This window comes from Enterobacter sp. IF2SW-B1, assembly GCF_001743375.1.
GTDB lineage: Bacteria > Pseudomonadota > Gammaproteobacteria > Enterobacterales > Enterobacteriaceae > Enterobacter > Enterobacter bugandensis.
The window spans coordinates 162,715-187,829 of record NZ_MJAA01000008.1; the positions used below are offsets into that span (position 1 = coordinate 162,715).

Annotated in this window: 22 protein-coding genes, 5 tRNA genes and 1 other RNA gene; 11 read left to right on the forward strand and 17 right to left on the reverse strand. The window is 54.2% G+C overall.

Annotated elements, in window-relative coordinates; all coding sequences use genetic code 11:
• Positions 1-5 precede the first annotated feature (5 nt).
• A complete protein-coding gene (pdxK, locus tag A6013_RS16675; RefSeq protein WP_028013997.1) occupies positions 6-842 on the forward strand; it encodes a pyridoxine/pyridoxal/pyridoxamine kinase in 837 nt (278 codons plus the stop codon).
• 44 nt (positions 843-886) lie between these two features.
• Here pdxK and crr read toward each other — a convergent pair whose 3' ends face one another.
• The 5 genes from crr to cysZ all read right to left on the reverse strand — a co-directional run bounded on the left by crr (position 887) and on the right by cysZ (position 5,680).
• A complete protein-coding gene (crr, locus tag A6013_RS16680) occupies positions 887-1,396 on the reverse strand; it encodes a PTS glucose transporter subunit IIA (RefSeq protein ID WP_003861316.1) in 510 nt (169 codons plus the stop codon).
• 40 nt (positions 1,397-1,436) lie between these two features.
• Positions 1,437-3,164: a phosphoenolpyruvate-protein phosphotransferase PtsI gene (gene ptsI / locus A6013_RS16685; RefSeq protein WP_008501604.1), complete on the reverse strand. Its 1,728-nt coding sequence runs from the start codon at positions 3,162-3,164 to the stop codon at positions 1,437-1,439.
• Positions 3,165-3,208: 44 nt separating this feature from the next.
• The gene (gene ptsH / locus A6013_RS16690) at positions 3,209-3,466 is read right to left on the reverse strand and encodes a phosphocarrier protein Hpr (protein ID WP_000487600.1); all 258 of its coding nucleotides are present in this window, start codon (positions 3,464-3,466) and stop codon (positions 3,209-3,211) included.
• Between the two features lie 317 nt (positions 3,467-3,783).
• Positions 3,784-4,755, reverse strand: a complete 972-nt coding sequence (cysK, locus tag A6013_RS16695; protein WP_028013996.1) for a cysteine synthase A — start codon at positions 4,753-4,755, stop codon at positions 3,784-3,786.
• A gap of 163 nt (positions 4,756-4,918) precedes the next feature.
• Positions 4,919-5,680 carry a sulfate transporter CysZ gene (cysZ, locus tag A6013_RS16700; RefSeq protein ID WP_028013995.1) on the reverse strand — a complete coding sequence of 254 codons (762 nt, stop codon included), beginning with the start codon at positions 5,678-5,680 and terminating at the stop codon, positions 4,919-4,921.
• A 230-nt stretch (positions 5,681-5,910) separates the two neighbouring features.
• Between cysZ and zipA the strand changes: the two genes are divergently transcribed.
• The 3 genes from zipA to A6013_RS16715 all read left to right on the forward strand — a co-directional run bounded on the left by zipA (position 5,911) and on the right by A6013_RS16715 (position 9,193).
• Positions 5,911-6,891: a cell division protein ZipA gene (zipA, locus tag A6013_RS16705; RefSeq protein WP_069733452.1), complete on the forward strand. Its 981-nt coding sequence runs from the start codon at positions 5,911-5,913 to the stop codon at positions 6,889-6,891.
• Positions 6,892-6,960: 69 nt separating this feature from the next.
• Positions 6,961-8,976, forward strand: coding sequence for an NAD-dependent DNA ligase LigA (ligA, locus tag A6013_RS16710; RefSeq protein ID WP_028013993.1), 2,016 nt, complete (start codon positions 6,961-6,963; stop codon positions 8,974-8,976).
• 1 nt (position 8,977) lies between these two features.
• A complete protein-coding gene (locus A6013_RS16715) occupies positions 8,978-9,193 on the forward strand; it encodes a DUF3820 family protein (protein ID WP_003861328.1) in 216 nt (71 codons plus the stop codon).
• Here A6013_RS16715 and A6013_RS16720 read toward each other — a convergent pair.
• Complete coding sequence (locus tag A6013_RS16720) at positions 9,190-10,185, reverse strand: bile acid:sodium symporter family protein (RefSeq protein ID WP_041908807.1); 996 nt, start codon at positions 10,183-10,185, stop codon at positions 9,190-9,192. The two genes, A6013_RS16715 and A6013_RS16720, sit on opposite strands and share 4 nt — an antisense overlap.
• Positions 10,186-10,274: 89 nt before the next feature.
• On the opposite strand from A6013_RS16720, the gene A6013_RS16725 reads away from it, so the two are divergent.
• Entirely contained in the window at positions 10,275-11,210 is a 936-nt protein-coding gene (locus A6013_RS16725; RefSeq protein ID WP_041908810.1) for a LysR family transcriptional regulator, read from the forward strand.
• On the opposite strand, the gene A6013_RS16730 is transcribed toward A6013_RS16725, so the two are convergent.
• The 5 genes from A6013_RS16730 to A6013_RS16755 all read right to left on the reverse strand — a co-directional run bounded on the left by A6013_RS16730 (position 11,207) and on the right by A6013_RS16755 (position 12,242).
• The gene (locus A6013_RS16730; RefSeq protein WP_069733453.1) at positions 11,207-11,545 is read right to left on the reverse strand and encodes a FlxA-like family protein; all 339 of its coding nucleotides are present in this window, start codon (positions 11,543-11,545) and stop codon (positions 11,207-11,209) included. The two genes, A6013_RS16725 and A6013_RS16730, sit on opposite strands and share 4 nt — an antisense overlap.
• A 125-nt stretch (positions 11,546-11,670) precedes the next feature.
• A non-coding RNA gene (locus tag A6013_RS16735) (RtT sRNA) lies at positions 11,671-11,799 on the reverse strand.
• Between the two features lie 145 nt (positions 11,800-11,944).
• Positions 11,945-12,020, reverse strand: a tRNA-Val gene (locus tag A6013_RS16745).
• Between the two features lie 29 nt (positions 12,021-12,049).
• A tRNA-Val gene (locus tag A6013_RS16750) sits at positions 12,050-12,125 on the reverse strand.
• A gap of 41 nt (positions 12,126-12,166) precedes the next feature.
• Positions 12,167-12,242 (reverse strand) — tRNA-Val (locus tag A6013_RS16755).
• 258 nt (positions 12,243-12,500) lie between these two features.
• On the opposite strand from A6013_RS16755, the gene gltX reads away from it, so the two are divergent.
• Positions 12,501-13,916 (forward strand): glutamate--tRNA ligase, encoded by a 1,416-nt coding sequence (gltX, locus tag A6013_RS16760; RefSeq protein WP_045631029.1) that lies wholly within the window; start codon positions 12,501-12,503, stop codon positions 13,914-13,916.
• A 52-nt stretch (positions 13,917-13,968) separates the two neighbouring features.
• Here the strand turns inward: gltX and A6013_RS16765 are convergent, their stop codons facing one another.
• Both A6013_RS16765 and A6013_RS16770 read right to left on the reverse strand, forming a co-directional pair.
• On the reverse strand, positions 13,969-14,352 hold the full coding sequence (locus A6013_RS16765) for a YfeC-like transcriptional regulator (RefSeq protein ID WP_032644902.1): 384 nt from the start codon (positions 14,350-14,352) through the stop codon (positions 13,969-13,971).
• Between the two features lies 1 nt (position 14,353).
• Positions 14,354-14,716, reverse strand: coding sequence for a YfeC-like transcriptional regulator (locus tag A6013_RS16770; protein ID WP_047364140.1), 363 nt, complete (start codon positions 14,714-14,716; stop codon positions 14,354-14,356).
• Between the two features lie 217 nt (positions 14,717-14,933).
• On the opposite strand from A6013_RS16770, the gene A6013_RS16775 reads away from it, so the two are divergent.
• From A6013_RS16775 to A6013_RS16785, 3 genes are all read left to right on the forward strand, one after another.
• Positions 14,934-15,009 (forward strand) — tRNA-Ala (locus A6013_RS16775).
• Positions 15,010-15,050: 41 nt separating this feature from the next.
• Positions 15,051-15,126, forward strand: a tRNA-Ala gene (locus A6013_RS16780).
• Positions 15,127-15,341: 215 nt separating this feature from the next.
• Positions 15,342-17,531, forward strand: a complete 2,190-nt coding sequence (locus A6013_RS16785) for an EAL domain-containing protein (RefSeq protein ID WP_045631031.1) — start codon at positions 15,342-15,344, stop codon at positions 17,529-17,531.
• Positions 17,532-17,574: 43 nt separating this feature from the next.
• On the opposite strand, the gene A6013_RS16790 is transcribed toward A6013_RS16785, so the two are convergent.
• The gene (locus tag A6013_RS16790; protein ID WP_008501591.1) at positions 17,575-18,762 is read right to left on the reverse strand and encodes a NupC/NupG family nucleoside CNT transporter; all 1,188 of its coding nucleotides are present in this window, start codon (positions 18,760-18,762) and stop codon (positions 17,575-17,577) included.
• Between the two features lie 346 nt (positions 18,763-19,108).
• Between A6013_RS16790 and A6013_RS16795 the strand changes: the two genes are divergently transcribed.
• The gene (locus A6013_RS16795) at positions 19,109-20,347 is read left to right on the forward strand and encodes an Nramp family divalent metal transporter (RefSeq protein WP_083264090.1); all 1,239 of its coding nucleotides are present in this window, start codon (positions 19,109-19,111) and stop codon (positions 20,345-20,347) included.
• A 32-nt stretch (positions 20,348-20,379) separates the two neighbouring features.
• On the opposite strand, the gene A6013_RS16800 is transcribed toward A6013_RS16795, so the two are convergent.
• Both A6013_RS16800 and mgrA read right to left on the reverse strand, forming a co-directional pair.
• Positions 20,380-20,730 carry a DUF2502 domain-containing protein gene (locus A6013_RS16800; protein WP_069733455.1) on the reverse strand — a complete coding sequence of 117 codons (351 nt, stop codon included), beginning with the start codon at positions 20,728-20,730 and terminating at the stop codon, positions 20,380-20,382.
• 127 nt (positions 20,731-20,857) lie between these two features.
• On the reverse strand, positions 20,858-21,856 hold the full coding sequence (mgrA, locus tag A6013_RS16805) for an L-glyceraldehyde 3-phosphate reductase (protein ID WP_069733456.1): 999 nt from the start codon (positions 21,854-21,856) through the stop codon (positions 20,858-20,860).
• 185 nt (positions 21,857-22,041) lie between these two features.
• On the opposite strand from mgrA, the gene ipdC reads away from it, so the two are divergent.
• Positions 22,042-23,700, forward strand: coding sequence for an indolepyruvate decarboxylase (gene ipdC / locus A6013_RS16810; RefSeq protein ID WP_028013983.1), 1,659 nt, complete (start codon positions 22,042-22,044; stop codon positions 23,698-23,700).
• On the opposite strand, the gene A6013_RS16815 is transcribed toward ipdC, so the two are convergent.
• A complete protein-coding gene (locus tag A6013_RS16815; RefSeq protein WP_041908826.1) occupies positions 23,701-24,936 on the reverse strand; it encodes an ion channel protein in 1,236 nt (411 codons plus the stop codon).
• Between the last annotated feature and the right edge of the window lie 179 nt (positions 24,937-25,115).

The following is a 25,115-nucleotide window of genomic DNA, read 5'->3' on the forward strand; positions in this document are numbered from 1 at the left end:
GCGTCATGGAGATGATTCTATTCCGGGATAACACCCGGGCGCAGCAAACCGACATTGTCGCGGTGCAGTCGCAGGTGGTTTACGGCAGCGTGGGGAACAGCATTGCTGTGCCGAACATTCGAACCCACAGGCTGAACGTGACCGCCGTGCCGACGGTGCTGTTTAGCAACACGCCGCATTACGACACCTTCTACGGCGGGGTGATCCCCGACGAGTGGTTCAGCGGCTACCTGAAGGCGCTGGAAGAGCGCGAGATCCTGCGCGAGCTTAAAGCGGTCACTACCGGCTATATGGGCAGCGCCAGCCAGATCGCGCTGCTGGCGCAGTGGCTGAGGGCGGTCAAAGCGCAGCATCCTGACCTGCTGGTGCTGGTCGACCCGGTTATCGGCGATATCGACAGCGGAATGTACGTGAAGCCGGATATCCCGGAAGCCTACCGGGAACACCTGCTGCCGCTGGCGCAGGGGATTACGCCAAACGTCTATGAGCTGGAAGTATTGAGCGGTAAGCCGTGCCGGACGCCGGAAAGCGCTATTGCCGCCGCGCAGGGGTTGCTTTCTGACACTCTGAAATGGGTGGCGATCACCAGCGCGCCGGTCGCTGACGACCCGCAAAACATCCACGTGGTGCTGGTGACGCGTGAGGGCGTGACCGTCAGCGCGCATCCGCGCGTAGAAACCGATCTGAAAGGGACGGGGGATCTGTTCTGTTCAGAACTGGTGAGCGGAATTGTTGAGGGGAAAACCGTTGCTGATGCCATTCGCATGGCCGGCGATCGGGTGACTGATGTGATGCTTTATACCCAGTCGAAAGGCTACGACGAGCTTATCCTCCCTGCATAAACAAAAATGGCGCCCGAAGGCGCCATTTTTCTGTGCGGCAAGAATTACTTCTTGATGCGGATAACCGGGGTTTCGCCCACGGTGACGCTGCCAGACAGTTTGATCAGTTCTTTGATTTCGTCCATGTTGGAGATAACAACCGGCGTCAGGGTAGACTTGGCTTTTTCTTCCAGCAGTGGCAGATCGAATTCAATCACCGGGTCGCCAACTTTAACACGCTGGCCTTCTTCCGCGATACGCTTGAAGCCTTCGCCTTTCAGTTCAACGGTGTCGATACCGAAGTGAACGAACAGTTCGATACCGCTATCAGATTCGATAGAGAACGCATGGTTGGTTTCAAAAATTTTACCGATGGTGCCGTCAACTGGAGCAACCATTTTGTTGCCAGTTGGTTTGATAGCAATGCCATCACCAACGATTTTCTCAGCAAACACTACATCCGGCACGTCTTCGATGTTGACGATCTCGCCGGAGAGCGGAGCAACAATCTCAATAGTTCCGGAGTCTTTCTTATCATCAGAAACCAGAGATTTCAGTTTATCGAACAAACCCATGATCTTCTCCTAAGCAGTAATTTGGGCCGCATCTCGTGGATTAGCAGATTGTTTTTTCTTCAATGAACTTGTTAACCAGCGTCATTAACTCGTCCGTTGTCGGTTGAGCAAGAGCCTGCTCTGCTAACACCTTCGCATCTTCGAAGTTCGTGTTACGGATAATCTTCTTAATGCGCGGGATGGAAATGGCGCTCATAGAGAATTCGTCCAGACCCATACCCAGCAACAGAAGTGTAGCACGTTCGTCGCCTGCAAGCTCACCACACATGCCAGTCCATTTACCTTCTGCATGAGAAGCATCAATAACTTGCTTGATCAAGTTCAGTACGGACGGTGACATTGGCTGGTAGAGATGTGAAATCATATCATTACCACGGTCAACTGCCAGGGTGTACTGCGTTAAATCATTGGTGCCGATACTAAAGAAATCAACTTCTTTGGCTAAATGACGCGCAATGGTCGCCGCCGCTGGTGTTTCCACCATCACGCCGATCTCAATTGACTCGTCAAATGCTTTACCTTCGTCGCGCAGTTCCTGTTTGTAGATTTCGATCTCTTTCTTCAGTGCACGCACTTCTTCAACAGAGATGATCATCGGGAACATGATGCGCAGCTTACCGAAAGCGGAGGCACGCAGGATAGCGCGAACCTGGTCACGCAGGATCTCTTTACGATCCATCGCGATACGCACGGCACGCCAGCCCAGGAACGGGTTCTCTTCTTTCGGGAAGTTCATGTACGGCAGCTCTTTGTCGCCACCGATGTCCATGGTACGGACGATAACCGCCTGTGAGCCACACGCTTCTGCGACGGCTTTATACGCAGCAAACTGCTCTTCTTCCGTTGGCAGCGCGTCGCGGTCCATGAACAGGAATTCTGTACGATAGAGACCAACACCTTCCGCACCGTTGCGCTCAGCGCCATCAACGTCGCGTACGGTACCGATGTTTGCGCACACTTCTACCTGATGGCCGTCCAGGGTGATGGCTGGCAGGTCTTTCAGCTTAGCGAGTTCCGCTTTTTCAGTCGCAACCTGCTCCTGAACCGCGCGCAGTTTTTCGATCTCTTCGTTAGTTGGATTGACGTAAACCAGATTGTTTACGGCATCCAGAATCAGATAGTCGCCGTTTTTCACCTGAGAGGTGACGCTACCGGTGCCCACGATCGCAGGCAGTTCCAGAGAACGCGCCATGATTGAGGTGTGGGAGGTACGGCCACCCGCGTCGGTGATGAAACCGAGAACCTTTTTCAGGTTCAGCTGTGCGGTTTCAGACGGGGTGAGGTCAGCGGCAACCAGGATCACTTCATCCTGAATCGCGCTCAGGTCGATAATGGCCAGGCCCAGGATGTTGCGCAGCAGGCGCTTACCGATGTCACGTACGTCAGCCGCACGCTCTTTCAGGTATTCATCATCCAGCTCTTCCAGGGCAGTTGCCTGACCTTCGATAACTTCATGCGCAGCCGCGTCGGCCGTCATGCCTTTATCTTTAATCAGGGCTATGATTTCCTGCTCCAGCTCCTCATCTTCGAGCAGCATGATGTGCCCTTCGAAGATGGCTTCTTTTTCTTCACCGAAAGTTTCGCCAGCTTTAGTTTTGATCGCTTCCAGTTGCGCAGATGCCTTGGCACGACCGCTCAGAAAACGTTCAACTTCCTGATCAACCTTGTCGGCAGAAATTTTTTTCCGGTCGATGACGATCTCGTCTTCTTTCAGCAGCAGTGCTTTGCCGAAAGCGATACCCGGGGATGCTAAAATGCCTGAAATCATAACCCTACCTTACTTGTGACTGATATTTAAAAGAACCCGGAAACTTACTCGAGCTCAGCCATCAGTTTAACCAGATGCTCAACTGCTTTCTGCTCGTCTTCACCTTCAGCAGAGATGGTAACAACGGTGCCCTGAGTCAGGCCCAGAGTCTGCAGTTTGAACAGGCTTTTTGCGCTAGCGCTTTTGCCGTTGGAAGTTACAGTGATTTCAGAAGTGAAGCCTTTCGCTTCTTTAACAAACTGAGCAGCAGGGCGGGTGTGCAGACCGTTCGGAGCGGTAATGGTAACTTCTTGCTGGAACATTGTATTTCCCCAACTTATAGGTTTAGTGTTGTGGAACTAAAGTCTAGCCTGGCGGCTTAACTTTAGCCTGTATTGTTAGCGCTGACGTTTCAATCGTCATTAAACATTATGCAGCGAAAGGAAGACTTGAACCAAATCATAAAATCGATTCAGCAAGGGTATTTCGTTCACTGATTAATTTCACGCTTCAAAATAATTGCTGGTTTAAATACCAGACACATCGGGGTGAAGCAATGCCAGGAGGGGCAAAAGTTTGAAGCAGGCCACAAAAAAGCACCCGAAAAGGTGCTTTTTTACGCGTTATTAACATACTGGCACTACTGTTGCAGCTCTTTTTCCGTGAACAGATCGGCAAACAGTGCGGTGCTCAAGTAACGCTCACCCGAGGAAGGAAGGATAACCACAATATTCTTATTGGTAAAGGCTTCATCTTCCTGAAGTTTGAGCGCTGCCGCAACGGCCGCACCGGAAGAGATACCCGCCAGAATGCCTTCTTCATCCATCAGACGACGCGCGGTAGAGATGGCTTCTTCGTTCGTGATGGCAACGACTTTATCGATCAGCTTCAGATCCAGGTTACCCGGAATGAAGCCCGCGCCGATGCCCTGAATTTTATGCGGGCCAGGCTTAAGCTCTTCACCCGCCAGCGCCTGAGCGATAACCGGGGAGTCGGTAGGTTCAACGGCAACGGTAATCAGCTCTTTTTTACCTTTTGTGCCTTTAATATAGCGAGACACGCCGGTCAGCGTGCCGCCGGTGCCGACGCCGGAGATAAATACGTCAACCTGGCCGTCAGTATCTTCCCAGATTTCCGGGCCGGTGGTCTTCTCGTGAATTTCAGGGTTAGCCGGGTTGCTGAACTGCTGCAGCAGAAGATATTTCGCCGGATCGCTGGCCACGATCTCTTCCGCTTTCTGAATGGCACCTTTCATGCCCTTCGCGCCTTCGGTCAGGACCAGGTTCGCCCCCAGCGCTTTGAGCAGTTTGCGACGTTCGATGCTCATGGTTTCCGGCATGGTCAGGGTCAGCTTGTAGCCGCGTGCGGCAGCAACATAGGCCAGAGCGATACCGGTGTTACCGCTGGTCGGTTCCACCAGCTCAACGCCTGGCTTCAGCACGCCGCGTTTTTCAGCATCCCAAATCATGTTTGCACCGATGCGGCATTTTACGCTGAAGCTCGGGTTGCGTGATTCGACCTTCGCCAGAATGCGTCCATTACCGATACGGTTCAGTCGAACCAGGGGCGTATGACCGATAGTCAGCGAGTTGTCTTCATAAATCTTACTCATGGCCTGTCCTTAACTGTATGAAATTGGGATACCGACCCAGCATACCTGCTAAGCAGGTAGGGGGAAGTAAGGAATTCGCATATCTATATACTGCAAGGAAATAATGGGGATCAGTATGGAATAAGGGGCGGCATAAGCCACCCCTGCTTTACACATTTTTGCATTATTTCCATAACGCGTGCTTAGCACGATAGCAGTCCACCCACATCGCCGTCGCGCCGCAAACCGCAACCGGCATGATGAACAAGTTAAGGAAGGGAATCATGGTGAACAGGCTGGTCAGCGCGCCGAACTGCATATTGGCGACCTTCCGGGTGCGCAGGGCGGTGCGCATCGCTTTAAACGGCACCTTGTGGTTATCGAACGGATAGTCGCAGTACTGGATGGCCAGCATCCAGGCGCTGAACAGAAACCACAGCACCGGCGCAACCGTCTGGCCAATGCCGGGGACAAAGTAGAGGGCAAGCAGTACAACCGCGCGGGGGAGGTACCAGGCAAACTTCTGCCACTCGCGCTTCATAATGCGCGGGATATCTTTCACGATCCCCAGCACGCCCGTGTCCGGTGGCGTCGCGCCGGTAAGCCGCGCCTCCAGCTGTTCCGCCAGCAGGCCGTTAAACGGCGCGGCTATCCAGTTCGCGATCGTTGAGAATAAATAGCCGAATACCAGCAGCACGGAGATGACCGCCACCGGCCAGAGCAGGTAGTTAAGCCACTGCAGCCAGTCCGGCACGTAGCTCATCAGCGACGGGATCCAGCTTTCGAGCTTTGTGAACAGCCACCAGAACGCGCCGCCCATCAGAATAATGTTGATCAGCAGCGGCAGAATGACGAAGCGACGGATACCTGGCAGTGAGACCAGCTTCCAGCCCTGAGAAAAATACCAGACGCCGCTGCGCGGGGGAGAAGACGATGTTGAAACCATAACCAGGCTGTACTCCTTTTTTCACAACCAGTGGAATTGCCCGCCTATATTATCCACTTGCGGACCAATGACCAGTTCGGAAATGTTCGAAAAACCAGCAAAAAGCACGATTTACTTCATCTTTATGCTGCGAATGCTCTGCACACACTTGCACTTGACGTAAACGGCAAATACTCTTAGTGAGTAAATGTTTGCCGTGGTGGCAAGGTGTTAGAACAACAGAGAATATAATGATGCAGGATTTGCGTCTGATATTAATCATTGTTGGCGCGATCGCCATAATCGCTTTACTGGTACATGGTTTCTGGACCAGCCGTAAAGAGCGTTCCTCGATGTTTCGCGATCGCCCACTGAAGCGCATGAAGTCCAGTCGTGATGATGATGACACTGAAGATGACATCACCGGTAGCGACGACGACGGCGTGGGTGAAGTTCGTGTTCATCGGGTCAATACTGCGCCCGGCGCGGCTCATGGGGAGCATGAAGCCCCCCGCGCTCCGCAGCACCAGTATCAACCGCCGTATGCCTCTGCCCAGCCGCGCCAGCCAGCGCCGCAGCCAGTGGAAGAACCTGTACGTCAGCCGCCGCAACCGCCTGTACAACAGCAGCAGCCCGCTGCGCCACAGCCGGTTCAACAGCAACCTGTGCAGCAGCCCGTGCAACAGCAACCTGCGCAGCAGCCGCAGCAGCCGCCTGTTCATGTACAGCCTGCGCCGCAGCCCGCTCCGGCTCCGCACGTTGAGCCAGAGCCGGTCGCTGAGCCTGAACCGGTTGTTGAAAAGCCGCAGCGTAAAGAAGCGGTGATCATCATGAACGTGGCCGCGCATCACGGCAGCCATCTCAACGGTGACGTGTTGCTCAACAGTATTCAACAGGCAGGCTTCAAGTTTGGCGATATGAATATTTTCCATCGCCACCTGAGCCCTGACGGTAGTGGTCCGGCGCTGTTTAGCCTGGCCAATATGGTCAACCCAGGCACCTTTGACCCGGAAATGACTGGTGATTTCGTGACGCCGGGAGTCACTATCTTTATGCAGGTGCCGTCCTACGGCGACGAGCTGCAAAACTTCAAGCTGATGCTGCAGTCCGCTCAGCACATCGCTGATGAAGTGGGTGGTGTGGTGCTCGACGATCAGCGTCGAATGATGACCCCGCAGAAGCTGCGCGAGTATCAGGACCGCATCCGCGAAGTGAAGGAAGCCAACGCGTAATTGTCGCGTTTACTTCAACTCCTCCTCAACCCCCGCCTGTCGGGGGTTTTTTCTCATTGATGGTGCGATATGGACTCAATCGAACAACAACTCACTGAACTGCGAACCACGCTTCGCCATCATGAATATCTCTATCATGTTATGGACGCACCGGAAGTGCCTGATGCGGAGTATGACCGGCTGATGCGCGAGCTGCGCGAGCTGGAGGCGCAGCACCCGGAACTGATTACGCCAGATTCTCCGACCCAGCGCGTCGGCGCCGAGCCGCTGGGGGCTTTCAGCCAGGTGCGTCACGAAGTGCCGATGCTGTCGCTGGACAATGTCTTTGATGAAGAGAGCTTCCTCGCGTTTAACAAGCGCGTGCAGGACCGTCTGAAAAGCAGCGATTCCCTCACCTGGTGCTGCGAGTTGAAGCTCGACGGCCTGGCGGTCAGTCTTCTCTATGAAAACGGCGTGCTGGTGCGTGCCGCCACGCGTGGCGACGGTACGACGGGTGAAGACATCACCACTAACGTACGAACCATCCGCGCGATCCCGCTGAAGCTGCAGGGAGACAACATTCCCGCGCGTCTGGAAGTGCGCGGCGAGGTGTTCCTGCCGCAGGCGGGATTCGAGAAAATTAACGAAGAGGCGCGTCGCACCGGCGGGAAAGTGTTTGCTAACCCACGTAACGCGGCGGCAGGCTCTCTGCGCCAGCTTGACCCGCGCATCACCGCGAAGCGACCGCTTACTTTCTTCTGCTACGGCGTCGGTATTCTGGAAGGTGGTGAGTTACCGGATACGCACCTCGGGCGTCTGCTGCAGTTTAAAGCCTGGGGCCTGCCGGTGAGCAACCGCGTTCAGCTCTGCGACTCGCCGGAAGCGGTGCTGGCGTTCTACCACAAAGTGGAAGAGGACCGTCCGACGCTCGGCTTTGATATTGATGGCGTTGTCATCAAGGTCAATTCGCTGGCGCTGCAGGAGCAGCTGGGCTTTGTAGCGCGTGCGCCGCGCTGGGCGGTGGCGTTTAAATTCCCTGCCCAGGAGCAGATGACCTTCGTTCGCGACGTGGAATTTCAGGTGGGCCGTACGGGCGCTATTACTCCGGTCGCTCGACTGGAGCCGGTGCAGGTCGCAGGCGTGCTGGTGAGTAACGCTACGCTGCACAACGCCGATGAAATCGAACGCCTCGGCCTGCGCATCGGTGACAAAGTGGTGATTCGCCGCGCGGGCGATGTTATCCCGCAGGTGGTGAACGTTGTTGAGTCAGAACGTCCTGATGATACGCGCGAGGTCGTTTTCCCGACCCACTGCCCGGTATGCGGCTCTGACGTAGAGCGTGTGGAAGGCGAAGCGGTGGCCCGCTGTACGGGCGGCCTGATCTGCGGCGCGCAGCGTAAAGAGTCGCTTAAGCACTTTGTTTCCCGTCGCGCAATGGACGTTGACGGCATGGGCGACAAGATTATCGATCAGCTGGTTGAGAAAGAGTATGTCCATACGCCAGCGGATCTGTTCAGGCTCACGGCGGGCAAACTGACCGGTCTGGATCGCATGGGGCCGAAGTCAGCCCAGAACGTGGTTAACGCGCTGGAAGCAGCGAAAGAGACGACCTTCGCCCGCTTCCTGTACGCGCTGGGCATTCGTGAAGTCGGCGAAGCGACGGCGGCAGGTTTAGCCGCGTACTTTGGTACGCTGGAGGCGCTGGAAAAGGCAAGCATCGACGAGCTGCAGAAAGTGCCGGACGTCGGCATCGTCGTCGCCACGCACGTCTTTAACTTCTTTGCCGAAGAGAGCAACCGCGAGGTCATCGGGAAGCTGCTGGAAGAGGGCATTAAATGGCCCGCGCCGGTGGTGGTCAACGCCGAAGAAATTGATAGTCCATTTGCCGGTAAAACCGTGGTGCTAACCGGTAGCCTTAGCCAGCTTTCACGCGACGATGCAAAAGCGCGTCTGGTGGCGCTGGGGGCCAAAGTGGCGGGCAGCGTGTCGAAGAAAACCGACCTGGTGATTGCCGGCGAAGCTGCGGGTTCGAAGCTGGCGAAAGCCCAGGAGCTCGGCATTGAGGTTATCGACGAAGCAGAAATGATGCGCCTGTTAGGAGAGTAACGTGGAGAAAGAGCAGCTCGTTGAGATCGCCAATACGGAAATGCCGTTCGGTAAATATAAGGGCCGCAGGCTGATCGATTTGCCGGAGGAGTACCTGCTGTGGTTCGCCCGCAAGGACGAATTCCCCGCCGGGCGCCTGGGCGAGCTGATGGCTATCACGTTACTGATCAAAACCGAGGGGCTGACCCAGCTGGTGCAGCCCCTGAAGCGTCCTTAAGCCTTCGCGGCGCGGGTCTCTTCCTGCGCCAGCTTTTCCGTCTGGCGCTTGTAGCGACGCGCCAGCACCGCGCAGACCATCAGCTGGATCTGATGGAAAATCATCAGCGGCAGCACCATCATCCCGATCACCGAGGTGGGGAACAGAATGTTCGCCATCGGGATGCCGTTCGCCAGGCTCTTTTTGGAGCCGCAGAAGACGATGGTGATCTCATCGGCTTTGCTGAAGCCGCATTTGCGCGCCACAAAAACGTTCACCGCAATGACAATTGCCAGCAGAACGAGGCTGACCACCACGATAAACAGCAGCGAGCCTGCGCCCACCTTATGCCAGATCCCGTTCACGACCGCTTCGCTGAAGGCGGAATAGACCACCAGCAGAATCGACGACTGGTCGGTTTTGGAGATCCATTTCTTATGCTTCGCCACGAACGCCCCGGTCCACGGACGCGAGAGATGGCCCAGGACAAACGGCAGCAGCAGCTGCAGGCAGATTTTGCCGACCTGCTCAAGGTTACCTTCCGCGCCGTGCATGTTCATCAGCAGGCCCACCAGCAGCGGGGAGACGAAAATCCCCAACAGGCTGGATGCCGATGCGGAGCAGACCGCGGCTGCAACGTTCCCTCCGGCAAGAGAGGTAAAGGCAATGGCAGACTGCACGGTGGCCGGGAGAATACAGAGATACAGGAAACCGGTGTAGAGCGCCGGATCGACGTTAACCGGTGCCCACCAGGCAAACAGCACCCCGAGGATCGGGAACAGAATAAACGTGCTGCACATCACCCAGAGGTGCAGTCGCCAGTGGCTACCGCCAGCGATAATCGCTTCGCGGGAGAGCTTTGCGCCGTGCATAAAGAACAGCAGTGCGATGGCGGCTGTCGTCAGTCCCTCAAAAAAAGGGACGAAACCGCCGCGAGCAGGGAAGAACGAGGCCAGTAAAACGGTAGCCACCAGGGTGAGCGTAAACGGATCAAGAATACGAAATAGTTTCATAATGACTCCTGAAAACAGATGTCGCTATTGTGCTTTTTTCCATTTGAGAAATAAAATTGATTTATTGCATCCATTCATGAATTAAACAGATGAATTATTCCCTACGCCAGCTTCGCATTTTCGTCACCGTCGCTCATGCCCGCAGCTTTAGCCGGGCAGGGGAGATGATCGGCCTGAGCCAGTCGGCGGTCAGCCACAGCGTGAAAGAGCTGGAAAACCAGACCGGCGTTAGGTTGCTTGATCGCACCACGCGCGAAGTGGTCCTGACCGAAGCCGGGCAGCAGCTGGCCCTGCGTCTTGAACGGCTGCTTGATGAGCTGAACAGCACGCTCAGAGACGTGGGGAGGCTGGGGCAGCAGTTGTCGGGCACCGTGCGGGTTGCGGCCAGCCAGACGATATCCGCGCACCTTATCCCGCAATGTATTGCCGAGGGAAACCATCGCTATCCTGATATTGATTTTGTCCTGCATGACAGACCGCAGCAGTGGGTGCTCGAGAGCATCCGCCAGGGGGATGTGGATTTTGGTATTGTGATTGATCCTGGCCAGGTGAGCGATCTGGAATGCGAAAGCGTTCTTTCTGAGCCTTTTTTGCTGCTCTGCCGTGACGACGACCCGCTGGCAGCGTTGCTCGAGGTCAGCTGGCAGTCCCTTCAGGGGGCGAACCTGGTTTTACAGGATTATGCCTCAGGCAGCCGCCCGCTGATTGATTCCGCGCTGGTGAATCAGGGCGTTAAGGCAACGATCGTGCAGGAGATTGGTCATCCGGCCACGCTGTTTCCGATGGTGGAAGCCGGAATTGGTATCAGCGTGTTGCCCGCTCTGGCGCTTCCCCTGCCGCAGGGAAGCCAGCTGGCGGTGAAGCGGCTGACGCCCGTTGTCGAACGAAAGCTGATGCTGGTGCGGCGAAAAAATCGTTCGCTCTCGGGTGCGGCGCAGGCCATCTGGGAAGTGGTGCGTATCCAGGCACAACGATTAACCGAGGCCCGCATACGCGATCCACTGTTTAACGCATCAGACGATTAGATGTAGATATCAATATGATTAGTGTCTGACGGGCTATTCACGCCTTCTACTTTGCCCAGTTTTTGATCCTGCTTCTTCTGAGCTTCTTCGGCTTGCTGGCGCTGCAGTGCGGCGAGCTGTGCCTGCAGCACTTTGATCTGGGTCTGAATCAGTTCCTGCTGCTTCTTCTTCTCATCTGCACTGCCGGGGCTGTTTGCCAGCTCTTTTAACTGCTGGGTCAGCTTTTTGATCTTGTCGAGAATGCGGGTGATTTGCGCAGAGATATCGTTACTGCTCGAAGAGCCACTCGCGCCGCTGGTTTGAATCTGTTGGGTTGAAGCCTGAATGGTCGTCATACTTTTTCCTCGCGTTATAAAACAGAGGTATCGGCACCGACGGGATTAGCTTGAGGAAAATGCGGCAGGTTCACATTTTTATATCGCAGATAGCAAAAAAGCGCCTTTAGGGCGCTTTTTTACATTGGTGGGTCGTGCAGGATGACTCGCTTCGCTCGCCCTTCGGGCCGTCGCCGTAAACGGCTCCGGTGCCTCACTGCGTTCGGCTCGAACCTGCTGCAGGTTCGAATCATCCAGATCGCAGATAGCAAAAAAGCGCCTTTAGGGCGCTTTTTTACATTGGTGGGTCGTGCAGGATTCGAACCTGCGACCAATTGATTAAAAGTCAACTGCTCTACCAACTGAGCTACCAATTGATTAAAAGTCAACTGCTCTACCAACTGAGCTAACGACCCGAAATGGTGGGCGATGACGGGCTCGAACCGCCGACCCCCTCCGTGTAAAGGAGATGCTCTACCAACTGAGCTAATCGCCCATTTCGGAACTGCTTTGATAAGGTGAGAATGGTGGGCGATGACGGGCTCGAACCGCCGACCCCCTCCGTGTAAAGGAGATGCTCTACCAACTGAGCTAATCGCCCAATCTCAATTCTTATCTACACTGCGAGTCTACCGAAGTAGATGGTGGGTGATGACGGGCTCGAACCGCCGACCCCCTCCGTGTAAAGGAGATGCTCTACCAACTGAGCTAATCACCCCCGCTGTGTGGAGTCGCATTATAGGGAGAGTTGAAAATGAGTCAACGCATTTTCTAAAGTTTTTATTCGTTCGTCGTAAAATTAAACAAAACGATCGCAAAACGGGCGGTGGCGCATGATTTCTAAACAAAAACAGCAAACTCCGCCACGATAAAGGGATCGACATTGAGGAATCCCCCCACAGTGATAGAATATTGCCCATCGTTTTTTCCCCGGGATTTGCCGATTGCCGGCATCTTTATAACGTAAGGCCATTTCATGAAAATCAAAACTCGCTTCGCGCCGAGCCCGACAGGCTATCTGCACGTCGGTGGTGCTCGTACTGCTCTCTATTCCTGGCTTTTTGCACGCCACAACCAAGGTGAGTTCGTGCTGCGTATAGAAGATACCGATCTTGAGCGCTCCACGCCGGAAGCAATTGAAGCCATTATGGATGGTATGAACTGGCTGAACCTGCAGTGGGACGAAGGCCCGTATTTCCAGACCAAACGTTTTGACCGCTATAACGCTGTTATTGATGAGATGCTGGTCGCGGGCACGGCGTATAAGTGCTACTGCTCCAAAGAGCGTCTGGATGCGCTGCGTGAAGAGCAGATGGCGAACGGTGAAAAACCGCGTTATGACGGCCGCTGCCGCCACGACCACAGCGAGCATGCCGCTGATGAGCCATGCGTGGTGCGTTTTGCTAACCCGCAGGATGGCTCGGTGATTTTCGACGACCAGATCCGTGGCCCGATCGAATTCAGCAACCAGGAGCTGGACGATCTGATCATACGCCGTACCGACGGTTCCCCAACCTATAACTTCTGCGTCGTGGTTGATGACTGGGATATGGAAATTACCCACGTTATCCGTGGTGAAGACCATATCAACAATACCCCACGCCAGATCAACATCCTGAAAGCGCTGAATGCACCTGTTCCGGTCTATGCGCACGTCTCCATGATCAACGGCGACGACGGTAAAAAGCTGTCTAAACGTCACGGTGCGGTCAGCGTCATGCAGTATCGCGACGACGGCTATCTGCCGGAAGCGCTGCTGAACTATCTGGTGCGTCTGGGCTGGGCTCACGGCGACCAGGAGATCTTCAGCCGCGAAGAGATGATCGAACTGTTCTCTCTGAGCTCTGTGAGCAAATCTGCCAGCGCATTCAACACCGACAAGCTGCTGTGGCTCAACCATCACTACATCAATACCATGCCGCCGGAATATGTGGCGACTTACCTGCAGTGGCACATTGAGCAGGCAAACATTGATACCCGCACTGGCCCTGAGCTGGCGGACCTGGTAAAACTGCTCGGCGAGCGCTGCAAAACGCTGAAAGAAATTGCCGAAAGCTGCCGCTACTTCTATGAAGAGTTTGATGAGTTCGACGCTGACGCCGCGAAGAAGCACCTCCGCCCGGTTGCGCGTCAGCCGCTGGAAGTGGTGCGTGACAAGCTTGCTGCGCTCACCGAGTGGACCGCTGAAAATGTGCATCACGCCATTCAGGCGACCGCAGACGAACTGGAAGTGGGCATGGGCAAAGTCGGTATGCCGCTGCGCGTTGCGGTGACCGGCGCGGGTCAGTCTCCGGCTCTGGATGTGACTGTCCATGCCATCGGCAAGTCACGCAGCGTGGCGCGCATCAACAAGGCGCTGGATTTTATTGCAGAACGTGAAAATCAGCAGTAATTAAGCCATCTATAAGAAAAACGGCAGGGTATCCTGCCGTTTTTTTTGCCTTTTATTCGGCAATACCCAGACGAGCAAGAAAACCGCGTATGCCTTCGCGCTTCAGTAAGGTATCCAGACGCTGCTGTTCAAGCTCAGTCATACTCTCCAGCGTTTCGATAATGCCCGGACGCAGACGTGAAGGCTGTTCATTGTAGGATGAGGCCACCTCAGCCAGATGATAAACCGCCTGGCGGTTACGGATAGCCGGGAGGCTCATAATATGCTCCTTCACGCGTGCATCAACGTGAATGAGCCGCGCCCGACCGCCTTTTACGCCATTGAGTCCTTCGGTTTTCCACCCCTGCTGCCGTATCCAGCGATTTACCGTTTGTCTGGCAACACCCAAATTCTCCGCCAGCTCTTCCGTGGTCATTTTGCTACGTAGTCTTTTCATATTAATTCTGGTCGCGAATCCCTAAACGTTGCAACAAACCGGTAATCCCTTCCCGCAATAGCAGCGATGTCATCTGCTTCTGCTCTTCCGGCGTCATTTCATTGGCCAGCGTCAGGAGTAGGGTATGAAGTGAACCGTCAGTGCTGATGCCGTCAGGCACAGCGGATGTTTCCGTTGCCCGACGTGCGCTGCGGATAAAGTCACGCACCTTTTCGTTCACATGCACCAGACGCGCTTTACCCCCCTGGACACCGGGCTTGGGCGACGTTATCCAACCCTCTTTGCGTACCCATTTATTGATGGTCTGTCGGCTATAGCCAGTGAGCAGGGCTAACTCTTCCGGCGTCATTCGTTCCTTGATCATGCAATTTCCTGAATATTCGTGGGGTTAATTAACGGCTCATTTTATAGCACCGTTTTACGTGAAAACGTGACAGGCTTAACTCATGACTGCGAGCAGGCTCGCAAAGTGGTTCATTTGCATGATTTTTCGGCGATTGAACCGCGGCTATTGATTTTGCCGTTGACACTCCGCGGCGGAATTCATATTATGCCGCCCGTCAACATGACAGCTTTACGATGGGGCTATAGCTCAGCTGGGAGAGCGCCTGCATGGCATGCAGGAGGTCAGCGGTTCGATCCCGCTTAGCTCCACCAAACTCTGAACCCAACAGAGTGTGGTTAGTAAAGTCACATGTGGGGCTATAGCTCAGCTGGGAGAGCGCTTGCATGGCATGCAAGAGGTCAGCGGTTCGATCCCGCTTAGCTCCACCAAAATTTTAAACCCTCGTCAAAAGACGAGGGTTTTTTTTATGTTTTTGTAACACCCCTAAACGTATTTTGTTGCCAAAATGGTTTTTTTCCATATCCCACCTCAACCGAAATCAATAAATCAGTCTATAAATAGACTTCAACTTGATTCGCGTAATTAATAAACCTATTATCCATGCGGTCAATGATATGAATGAATAATAATCTCCCCAAGCTTAATGAATAGAAAATCGTATAATAATGTAAAGATATTTATAATTGCTCTGGCGATCTGTCTGATTGCGGTTCCTGTTTCCCGTTATCTCTCCCCGCGTGCAATTGTTAATGAACACGACGTTTATTTAGCGTGGCTCCCGTTAAGCGTTATGCTGGCGATTATGCTGTTATTGGGGCGCCGCGGTATTCTGCCTATTCTGATAAGTTTTATGGTTGCTAATATATTTAACGTTAATTTAGCACCGCTACAATATTCAGTATTACTGTTCTGTCAGACTTTCTCCGTATTCGCTGCCTGCGGTGTTCTGCGCCTTCTGCTGGGCCGGCGCTGGCGCTACTGTATGCCCAACAGGCACATTGGGTTACGCATATTTTGGCTCGGCTTTATGGTGCCGATAGGCATTAAAATGTCGATGTATCTCGCTGGCTATTTCTTTGATTTTCCGGTCACAATCTCAACTTTCTTCGGCGAAGGAACGGTAATTTATAACGTTGTTGATATTCAAAGCCTGATATGCGCGGCGATGATTTTTACCATGATGTTCTATTATCCGTTAAGAATGATTATTAATCCTCGTTATGCCATCAAGTTCTGGCGGCGAAGTGTGAAGCCCGTGTTTTTACACAAGAAATCATTATATATATTCGTCTGGCTAATGCTGTTAATCGCCATCATCGCAATTTTATGTGCGCCTTTTGAGTCGCCTGTTATTGCGGGCTATTTGATGCCGATTATTTTCATTCTCTTTACGTTAGCGATTAGCCGTCTGAGCTACGCGCTTATCTCTCTGCTGTGGGCCACCTCTGCGCTTCTGCTGTTGACCTACAATTACAACTTTCTTAACGGAGTGGAGTCGGGCCATTCGCTCTCATTTATCCTGTCGGTACTGATCTCTTTTGCTATCTGCCTGCTTTATATGTCGCGTATCTATCAGCGAAGCGAATGGTTGAAGCAGGGCTGGCAGGACAGAGCGCTCACCGATCCGCTGACCGGATTACCCAACATTCGTGCGCTGGAAGATTTTCTCCTCGACCACCCGGATGCCAAAGTGTGTTGCCTGAGAATGGATAATCTGGAGTTTTTAAGCCGCCATTACGGCATTCTCATGCGGGTGCACTGCAAACGAATGATCACGTCCTCTCTCCAGCCGCTGTTGCAAAAAGATGAGACGCTTTTCCAGCTGCCGGGAAGCGAGCTGGTGCTGGTATTGCTTGGGCAGGGAACGGCCGAGCGCCTCCAGCATATGGTTGATCGGCTGAACAGCCGTAAGATTTTCTGGAACAATACCGGGCTGGATATCGAATTTGGCGCGTCCTGGGGAATGGTCGAAAACGGTGAGAAACTGCACCACACGCTGGGGCAACTGAGCTGGCTGGCCGAGCAATCCTGCGGAGCGCACAACGTTCTTGCGCTGACGAATAGCCTGGAAGCTGCATCAGGACAAACAACGGAGCGTGTCCTGATGCTGGCGCGGATTAAGCACGCCCTGGAGGCGGGGCAGTTCCATTTGTATGCGCAGCCGATCCAGAAGGCGGACGGTAGCGGGTACTACGAAATTCTGGCGCGTATGGAGAGCGAGGGCGAGATCATCACCCCTGACCGCTTTATTCCGCTGATTGCCCAATTCAACCTCAGCCACCGGTTTGATATGTGCGTCATGGAAAAATTACTGCTGTGGCTGCGCGATCACCCAGCGACGCAGGCTGGCGCCCGTTTCTCTGTCAATCTGATGCCGCTTACGCTGATGCAAAATGAGGTGGCGACTGAGATTTGTGCGCTCTTTGAACGGTACGGCGTTGCGCCTCAGGCTGTCGTGATTGAGATCACCGAAGAGCAGGCCTTCTCCAATTCCGGCTGCAGCATCCACAATATTCAGCAGCTGCGGGATTACGGTTTCAGGATTGCCATCGATGATTTTGGTACCGGCTACGCCAACTACGAGCGTCTGAGACGCCTGCAGGCAGACATCATTAAAATTGACGGCTGCTTCGTGAAAGATATTTGTACTGATGATATGGACGCAATGATCGTCCAGTCGATATGTAATCTGGCGAAGACGAAATCACTGTGCGTGGTGGCCGAATATGTTGAGACGCCAGCGCAGCGGGAGATGCTGCTACGCTTCGGCGTGGACTATCTCCAGGGCTACCTGATAGGCAAACCCAAACCGCTGGAAGAATTGCGGGCATAAAAAAACCGGGAGCAAGTCTCCCGGTTTTTTTTTACGGTAAACGTTACAGAACCAGCGCAGCGATAGAAGCAGACAGGACGCTCACCAGGGTGGAGCCGTAAACCAGTTTCAGGCCAAAGCGAGAAACCACGTTACCCTGTTCTTCGTTCAGGCCTTTAATCGCACCGGCGATAATACCGATGGACGAGAAGTTCGCGAAGGAGACCAGGAATACGGACAGAATGCCTTCCGCACGTGGAGAGAGCGTGCTGGCGATTTTCTGCAGATCCATCATCGCAACGAATTCGTTAGAAACCAGCTTGGTCGCCATGATACTGCCTACCTGCAGCGCTTCATGAGCCGGAACACCCATCACCCATGCGACAGGGTAGAAGATGTAGCCCAGGATGCCCTGGAAGGAGATGCCCAGCACTGCGGCGAACAGGGCGTTCAGTGCGGAGATCAGGGCGATAAAGCCGATCAGCATCGCGGCAACGATAATCGCCACTTTGAAACCTGCCAGGATGTACTCACCCAGCATTTCGAAGAAGCTCTGACCTTCGTGCAGGTTAGACATCTGGATGTTCTCTTCGCTGGCGTCAACACGATACGGGTTGATCAGCGACAGAACGATAAAGGTGCTGAACATATTCAGAACCAGCGCTGCAACCACATATTTTGGCTCCAGCATGGTCATATATGCGCCCACGATAGACATGGAAACGGTAGACATCGCGGTTGCCGCCATGGTGTACATGCGGTTACGGGACATTTTGCCGAGGATATCTTTATACGCGATGAAGTTCTCAGACTGACCGAGGATCAGGGAACTTACGGCGTTGAAAGATTCCAGCTTGCCCATGCCGTTTACTTTGGATAACAGGAAACCAATGCCACGAATAACGAACGGCAGAACGCGGATGTGCTGCAGAATACCGATCAGCGCGGAGATGAAGACGATTGGGCACAGTACCTTCAGGAAGAAGAAAGCCAGACCTTCGTCGTTCATTTTACCGAAGACAAAGTTTGTCCCTTCGTTGGCGAATCCGAGCAGTTTTTCGAACATTTCGGAGAAGCCTTTCACGAAGCCGAGGCCTACGTTGGAGTTCAGGAAGAACCACGCAAGTAAAACTTCAATGACCAGCAGCTGGACAACATAACGAATACGAATTTTTTTGCGGTCTGTGCTGACCAGCAATGCGAGTGCAGTAACGACAACAAGTGCCAGGACAAAATGAAGGACGCGGTCCATATTTGCTCCAAATATGAGGCAGGTTTAATTTTCGTGCACATTCTATGTAACAAGCGAAAAGAAAACGAGATCAGGGACACACTATAGTTACATCCTGTGACGAGTCTCAAAATTAGTGATCCACAATACATTTTTGTTATGTTAGGTAAATGAGTGAAAAGTTAAGTTTGTGTGCTACGCTTCACAAATGACCGCGCATTTTCACATTCTGTGATGTCGCACCACCTGCCCATCTATTGTTCTTAGCTAACAGAGAAATCATTTTAAACTCTCTAAATGATCTTGATAATCATTCTCATTTTGATAGCATTAAACATAGCAAAGGCTATATTTCCAGAGGCAGATAATGACAAACAGTCGCGTAGAGGGTAGCAGTGGTAGAGCCGCGCGCAAGTTGCGGTTCGCATTAATGGGACCTGCTTTTATTGCTGCCATCGGCTATATCGATCCGGGTAATTTTGCGACCAATATTCAGGCCGGGGCCAGTTTCGGCTATAAGCTGCTGTGGGTGGTCGTCTGGGCAAACCTGATGGCGATGCTGATTCAGATGCTCTCTGCAAAACTGGGGATTGCCACGGGTAAAAACCTGGCGGAGCAAATTCGCGATCATTATCCCCGTCCGGCGGTGTGGCTCTACTGGGTTCAGGCGGAAATTATCGCCATGGCAACCGATCTCGCTGAATTTATCGGGGCAGCGATCGGCTTTAAGCTAATTTTGGGCGTGTCGCTGTTACAGGGGGCGGTGCTGACCGGGATTGCCACATTCCTGATCCTGATGTTACAGCGTCGGGGTCAAAAACCGCTGGAGAAGGTCATTGGTGGCCTGCTGCTGTTTGTTGCTGCGGCGTATATCGTCGAGCTGATTTTCTCACAGCCTAATCTGGCGCAGCTCGCGAAAGGCATGGTGATCCCAAGCCTGCCAACCTCGGAAGCGGTTTTCCTGGCCGCCGGGGTCCTTGGGGCGACTATTATGCCGCATGTCATTTATTTGCACTCCTCGTTGACCCAGCATCTGCACGGCGGGACGCGTAAAGAACGCTACTCGGCAACCAAATGGGATGTGGCAATCGCCATGACCATCGCGGGTTTTGTGAATCTGGCGATGATGGCCACCGCAGCCGCCGCTTTCCACTTTAACGGTCATACTGGCGTCGCCGATCTCGACCAGGCTTACCTCACGCTGGAGCCGTTACTGAGTCATGCTGCTGCCACGATATTTGGTCTGAGCCTGGTTGCCGCCGGTCTCTCCTCCACGGTGGTGGGGACGCTGGCAGGGCAGGTGGTGATGCAGGGATTTGTTCGCTTCCATATTCCATTGTGGGTGCGTCGTTTTATCACCATGCTTCCGTCGTTTATCGTGATTCTGATGGGGCTCGATCCTACGCGAATTCTGGTGATGAGCCAGGTGCTGCTGAGCTTTGGTATTGCGCTGGCGCTGGTGCCGCTGCTGATTTTCACCAGCAATAAAACTCTGATGGGCGAACTGGTTAATACGACGCTGGTGAAACGGGTCGGGTGGGCCATCGTGGTGGTCGTCGTAGCGCTAAACCTGTGGCTGTTGATTGGCACCGCGCTGGGGCTATAAAAGAAAAAGGAGCCGGGAGGCTCCTTTTTGCATTAATGATGACCGTGACCGTGACCACCGCGTCCTTTTCCGCCGTGACCCCAGCCGCCGCGGCGGTCGTCACGATCTTTCCAGCCTTCGCGGTAGCCGCGCTCATAGGAGTTGTTTTTATACCAGCCGCGATGCAGGCCGTTATCGTGCCTGCGCCAGCGGTCACCCCGCCATTCATAATGACGGTGCCAGTAATCACGGTCGCGCCAGTAGCCACCGTCCCAGTATCTGCCGTAGTCGTCACGATCGCCAATTTGTAATTTTACTGATGGCAACAGGGTGATTTCGCCCGCAGTGGCGACGAGCGGGGCCGAAGCCAGTAATACCGCTGCAAGAATCAGTGACCTGAACATACTCTTTCTCCTTCACGATCGGGGCCTTCGTGGGGCCTGTTAACGCAATATTACGAGTTGGTAAAGGCTCGTTTCATCGCCTCAACTCCGAATTCCCGAGGGAGAGCACTTTTTGCTAAAAGTGGTTTTATTTTGAACAGCTCAGGATCTGGTCGATTAGAGAAAGTTCTTCTGCGGTAAACTGGCGGTTTTCCAGCATACCCACGGCATCATCAATCTGAGCCGTTTTGCTGGCACCGATCAGTACCGACGTGACCTCCTCATGGCGTAACACCCAGGCAAGCGCCATCTGCGAGAGTTTCTGGCCGCGGCTTTCTGCCAGGGCGTTTAGCTGGCGCACCTTCTCAAGCTTCTCTTCGGTGATCTGTTCCGGGTTAAGAAATTGACTGCCGCTTGCCGCACGGGAATCGGCGGGAATACCGTTAAGATACCGGTTGGTCAACTGTCCCCCTGCCAGCGGCGAGAAGGGAATACAGCCGACCCCTTTTTCCTGCAGAACATCCAGCAAACCCTCTTCCGGCGCACGTTCGAACATTGAGTATTTCGGCTGGTGGATCAGGCAGGGCGTGCCCAGGTCATTCAGGATATCAATCGCTTTTCGCGCCAGCTCGGCAGGATAGTTGGATAACCCGACATACAGGGCTTTGCCCTGGCGCACCAGATGGTCAAGCGCTTTCATGGTTTCCTGCAGCGGCGTTTCCGGGTCAGGACGGTGATGATAGAAGATATCGACATATTCCAGCCCCATGCGCTTCAGGCTTTGATCGAGGCTTGCCAGCAGATATTTACGCGATCCCCAGTCGCCGTAAGGGCCGTCCCACATGGTATATCCCGCTTTCGTGGAGACGATCAGCTCGTCGCGCCAGGGCAGGAAATCCTCCTGCAAAATACGGCCGAAATTACGCTCGGCAGACCCCGGCGGGGGGCCATAGTTATTGGCAAGGTCGAAATGCGTAATACCCAGATCGAACGCGCGCTGTAAAAGTTGACGGCTATTTTCGATGAGCGTGGCGTCACCAAAGTTATGCCACAGCCCCAGCGAGACCGCGGGCAACCTGAGTCCGCTTCGCCCACAGCGGCGATACTCCATTGTCTGATAACGATTTTTGTCCGGCTGATAACCCATTCGTATGACCTCTCGTGCTGAAGAGAAAAATCAGTGTATATGTTTACATTAACGTGAAAAAAAGCAGCATAACCCAGCATTTTTTGTAAAGCATTCTTTCCATAGCCTTCTTATCACCAATTCTGGACAGCCATCACGCTTATTTAATACTCAAAGTGAGGTCAACATCAGAAGGATACCTGTTTATGCGTACCCCGTACTGCGTCGCCGATTACCTGCTGGACCGTCTTACAGATTGTGGAGCCGATCATCTGTTTGGCGTGCCGGGCGACTATAACCTGCAGTTTCTCGACCACGTAATAGACAGCCCGGATATCTGCTGGGTGGGCTGTGCCAACGAGTTAAACGCCTCTTATGCCGCTGACGGATATGCCCGCTGTAAGGGCTTCGCCGCGCTGCTGACGACGTTTGGCGTCGGCGAATTAAGTGCCATGAACGGCATTGCGGGCAGCTATGCCGAGCACGTTCCGGTGCTGCATATTGTTGGCGCGCCGGGGATGGCGTCTCAGCAAAGAGGGGAACTGCTGCACCATACGCTGGGCGATGGTGAGTTCCGTCATTTTTACCATATGAGCGAGCCGATCACCGTTGCACAGGCGATCCTGACCGAACAAAACGCCTGTTATGAAATCGACCGGGTACTGACGACGATGCTCCGGGAACGTCGCCCCGGCTATTTGATGTTACCTGCTGATGTGGCAAAAAAAGCCGCTACGCCGCCTGTAAACGCTCTCACGCTTCGGCATGCCCATGCCGATAGCGCCTGCCTGAAAGCGTTCCGGGATGCTGCGGAGCGTCAACTGGCAGCGAGTAAGCGTACCGCGCTGTTAGCGGATTTTCTTGTCCTGCGCCATGGGCTGAAGCACGCGCTGCAGAAGTGGGTGAAGGATGTGCCGATGGCGCATGCCACGATGCTGATGGGCAAAGGCATATTCGACGAACGTAACGCTGGTTTTTACGGTACATACAGCGGTTCAGCCAGTGCCGGTCCGGTAAAAGAGGCGATAGAGGGAGCGGATACGGTGCTGTGCATCGGCACGCGTTTTACCGATACTCTGACGGCCGGGTTTACCCATCAGTTAACGCCTGCACAGACGATAGAAGTCCAGCCTCATGCCGCCCGCGTCGGCGATATCTGGTTTACCGGCATCCCGATGGCCCAGGCCATTGAAGCGCTGCTGGAGCTGTGCAAACAGCATATTCACGATAAGCCTGTCCCGGCATCGCACAGCGCGATGAATTTCCCTCAGCCGGACGGCTCACTTACGCAGGAGAATTTCTGGCAAACGCTGCAAACGTTTATTCGCCCGGGAGACATCATCCTGGCCGATCAGGGCACCTCGGCCTTCGGCGCGATTGACCTGCGTTTGCCTGCCGACGTGAATTTTATCGTCCAGCCGCTGTGGGGCTCGATCGGCTACACCCTGGCCGCGGCGTTCGGTGCGCAAACGGCATGCCCGAACCGGCGGGTGATTGTGCTAACGGGGGATGGTGCGGCACAGTTGACCATTCAGGAGCTCGGGTCAATGTTGCGTGATAAACAACATCCCATCATTCTGGTGCTCAACAACGAAGGATACACGGTTGAAAGGGCAATTCACGGGCCGGAACAGCGTTACAATGACATTGCGCTATGGAACTGGACGCAAATCCCGCAGGCCCTGAGCCTCGATCCTCAGGCCCAGTGCTGGCAAGTCAGTGAAGCGGAGCAGCTGGCGGACGTGCTGGAAAAAGTGGCGCACCACGAGCGGCTCTCGCTAATTGAGGTGATGCTGCCAAAAGCGGATATCCCGCCGCTGCTGGGGGCGATTACCAAAGCGCTGGAAGCGCGCAATAGCGCCTGATTATTTGTCGTTTCGCCAGGCCATCATCATCGGTTTGCCCGCCAGCAGGAGCCAGGCGGGCAACATCACGATGCAGAGCAGCGGGAACAGCGTCGAATCCGGCACCACCACCGCCGCCATAAACAGGCTCAGCCATGCATCGCGCGTCACCACCAGTACCAGCCCCAGAATAGAGCAGGATACGGTAATCGCCGCCGGAACCGCGTCGACATGCTCGTGCAGCATCAGCCCCAGCGCCACGCCGACAAACACCGCCGGGAAGATACGCCCGCCGCGGAAACCGCACGCTGCAGCAACGACAAGCGCCGCCAGCTTGATGACGGCAAACAACAGATAATCGGACACGCTAAACACCTGGCTGAAGGCCAGCTGCTGCATTTCGTCCAGACCTTTGAACAGGGTCACCGTTCCGCCAATTGCCCCTAAAACACCGAGGATTAGCCCCCCTGTTCCCAGAATCAATACCGGATGTTTGAGTTTATGTACCAGCCGGTGCAGGCGCGGAAGACACCATACCGCCACCATGCCCAGCGCGATGGCGATCGCGACGACGATGGCGCCGCTGAATATATCTGCAATCCGCATCTCTCCGTAGTGCGGCAGAGAGAGGGAAAAATGGGGATGGAAAAACAGGCTTGTCGTCAGCGCGCCGGCAGCCGCGGCCATCAGTGGAGCGAACAGCTTATCCCAGAGCGGGACGTCGTTATCACTGGCCAACGTCTGAGAAAAGATCAGGGCAGCAGCGACAGGCGTGCCAAAAAGCGCCCCGATGGTGCCTGCGGAGGCGAGGATGGTCCAGTCCAGCGCGCCGACGCGAGGCAGAATGCGTGCGCCGAGGAACACCGCCAGGCCAATATTCACCGCCATAATCGGATGCTCGGGACCCAGGCTGACGCCGCCCGCCAGGCCCACGATCAACGCGACGATCAGCCCCGGCAGTGCAGAGGGGGGAACCGGAGCGCCAATCAGGGGTTCCAGCGCCGGGTCCGGTCCGGCGTGACCGGGACTGAAACGGATCGCCAGACCCACCGCAATACCGGTTAACGTCAGCATCAGGATGATCCACGCCGAAGAATCCGCGGTGACCCCCAGTTTTGCCGGAAGCGCTGTCCATAAGAGAGTTTGCAGCACCGACGCGATTTTCATCACGACGATAAGGACCAGGCTTGAGGCCACGCCAATGATCAGCGCCGGAATTGCCAGCAACAGCATGGTTCTGGCTCGCGGGTGGAGCATGATGATTTCCTTGTACAAAATGCAATGACGTTACTTTGCATATTAAGCCTTATGGCAATAGTGCAAAAGGTGCTGAAACGGTAAAGTTATTCTGTGACGAAGATCGATAATCCACGGGCATTCACCTTCCGGTCGTTGTTGTTATCACGCCTTGAATTTACAGTGTCCGAAAGATTTAT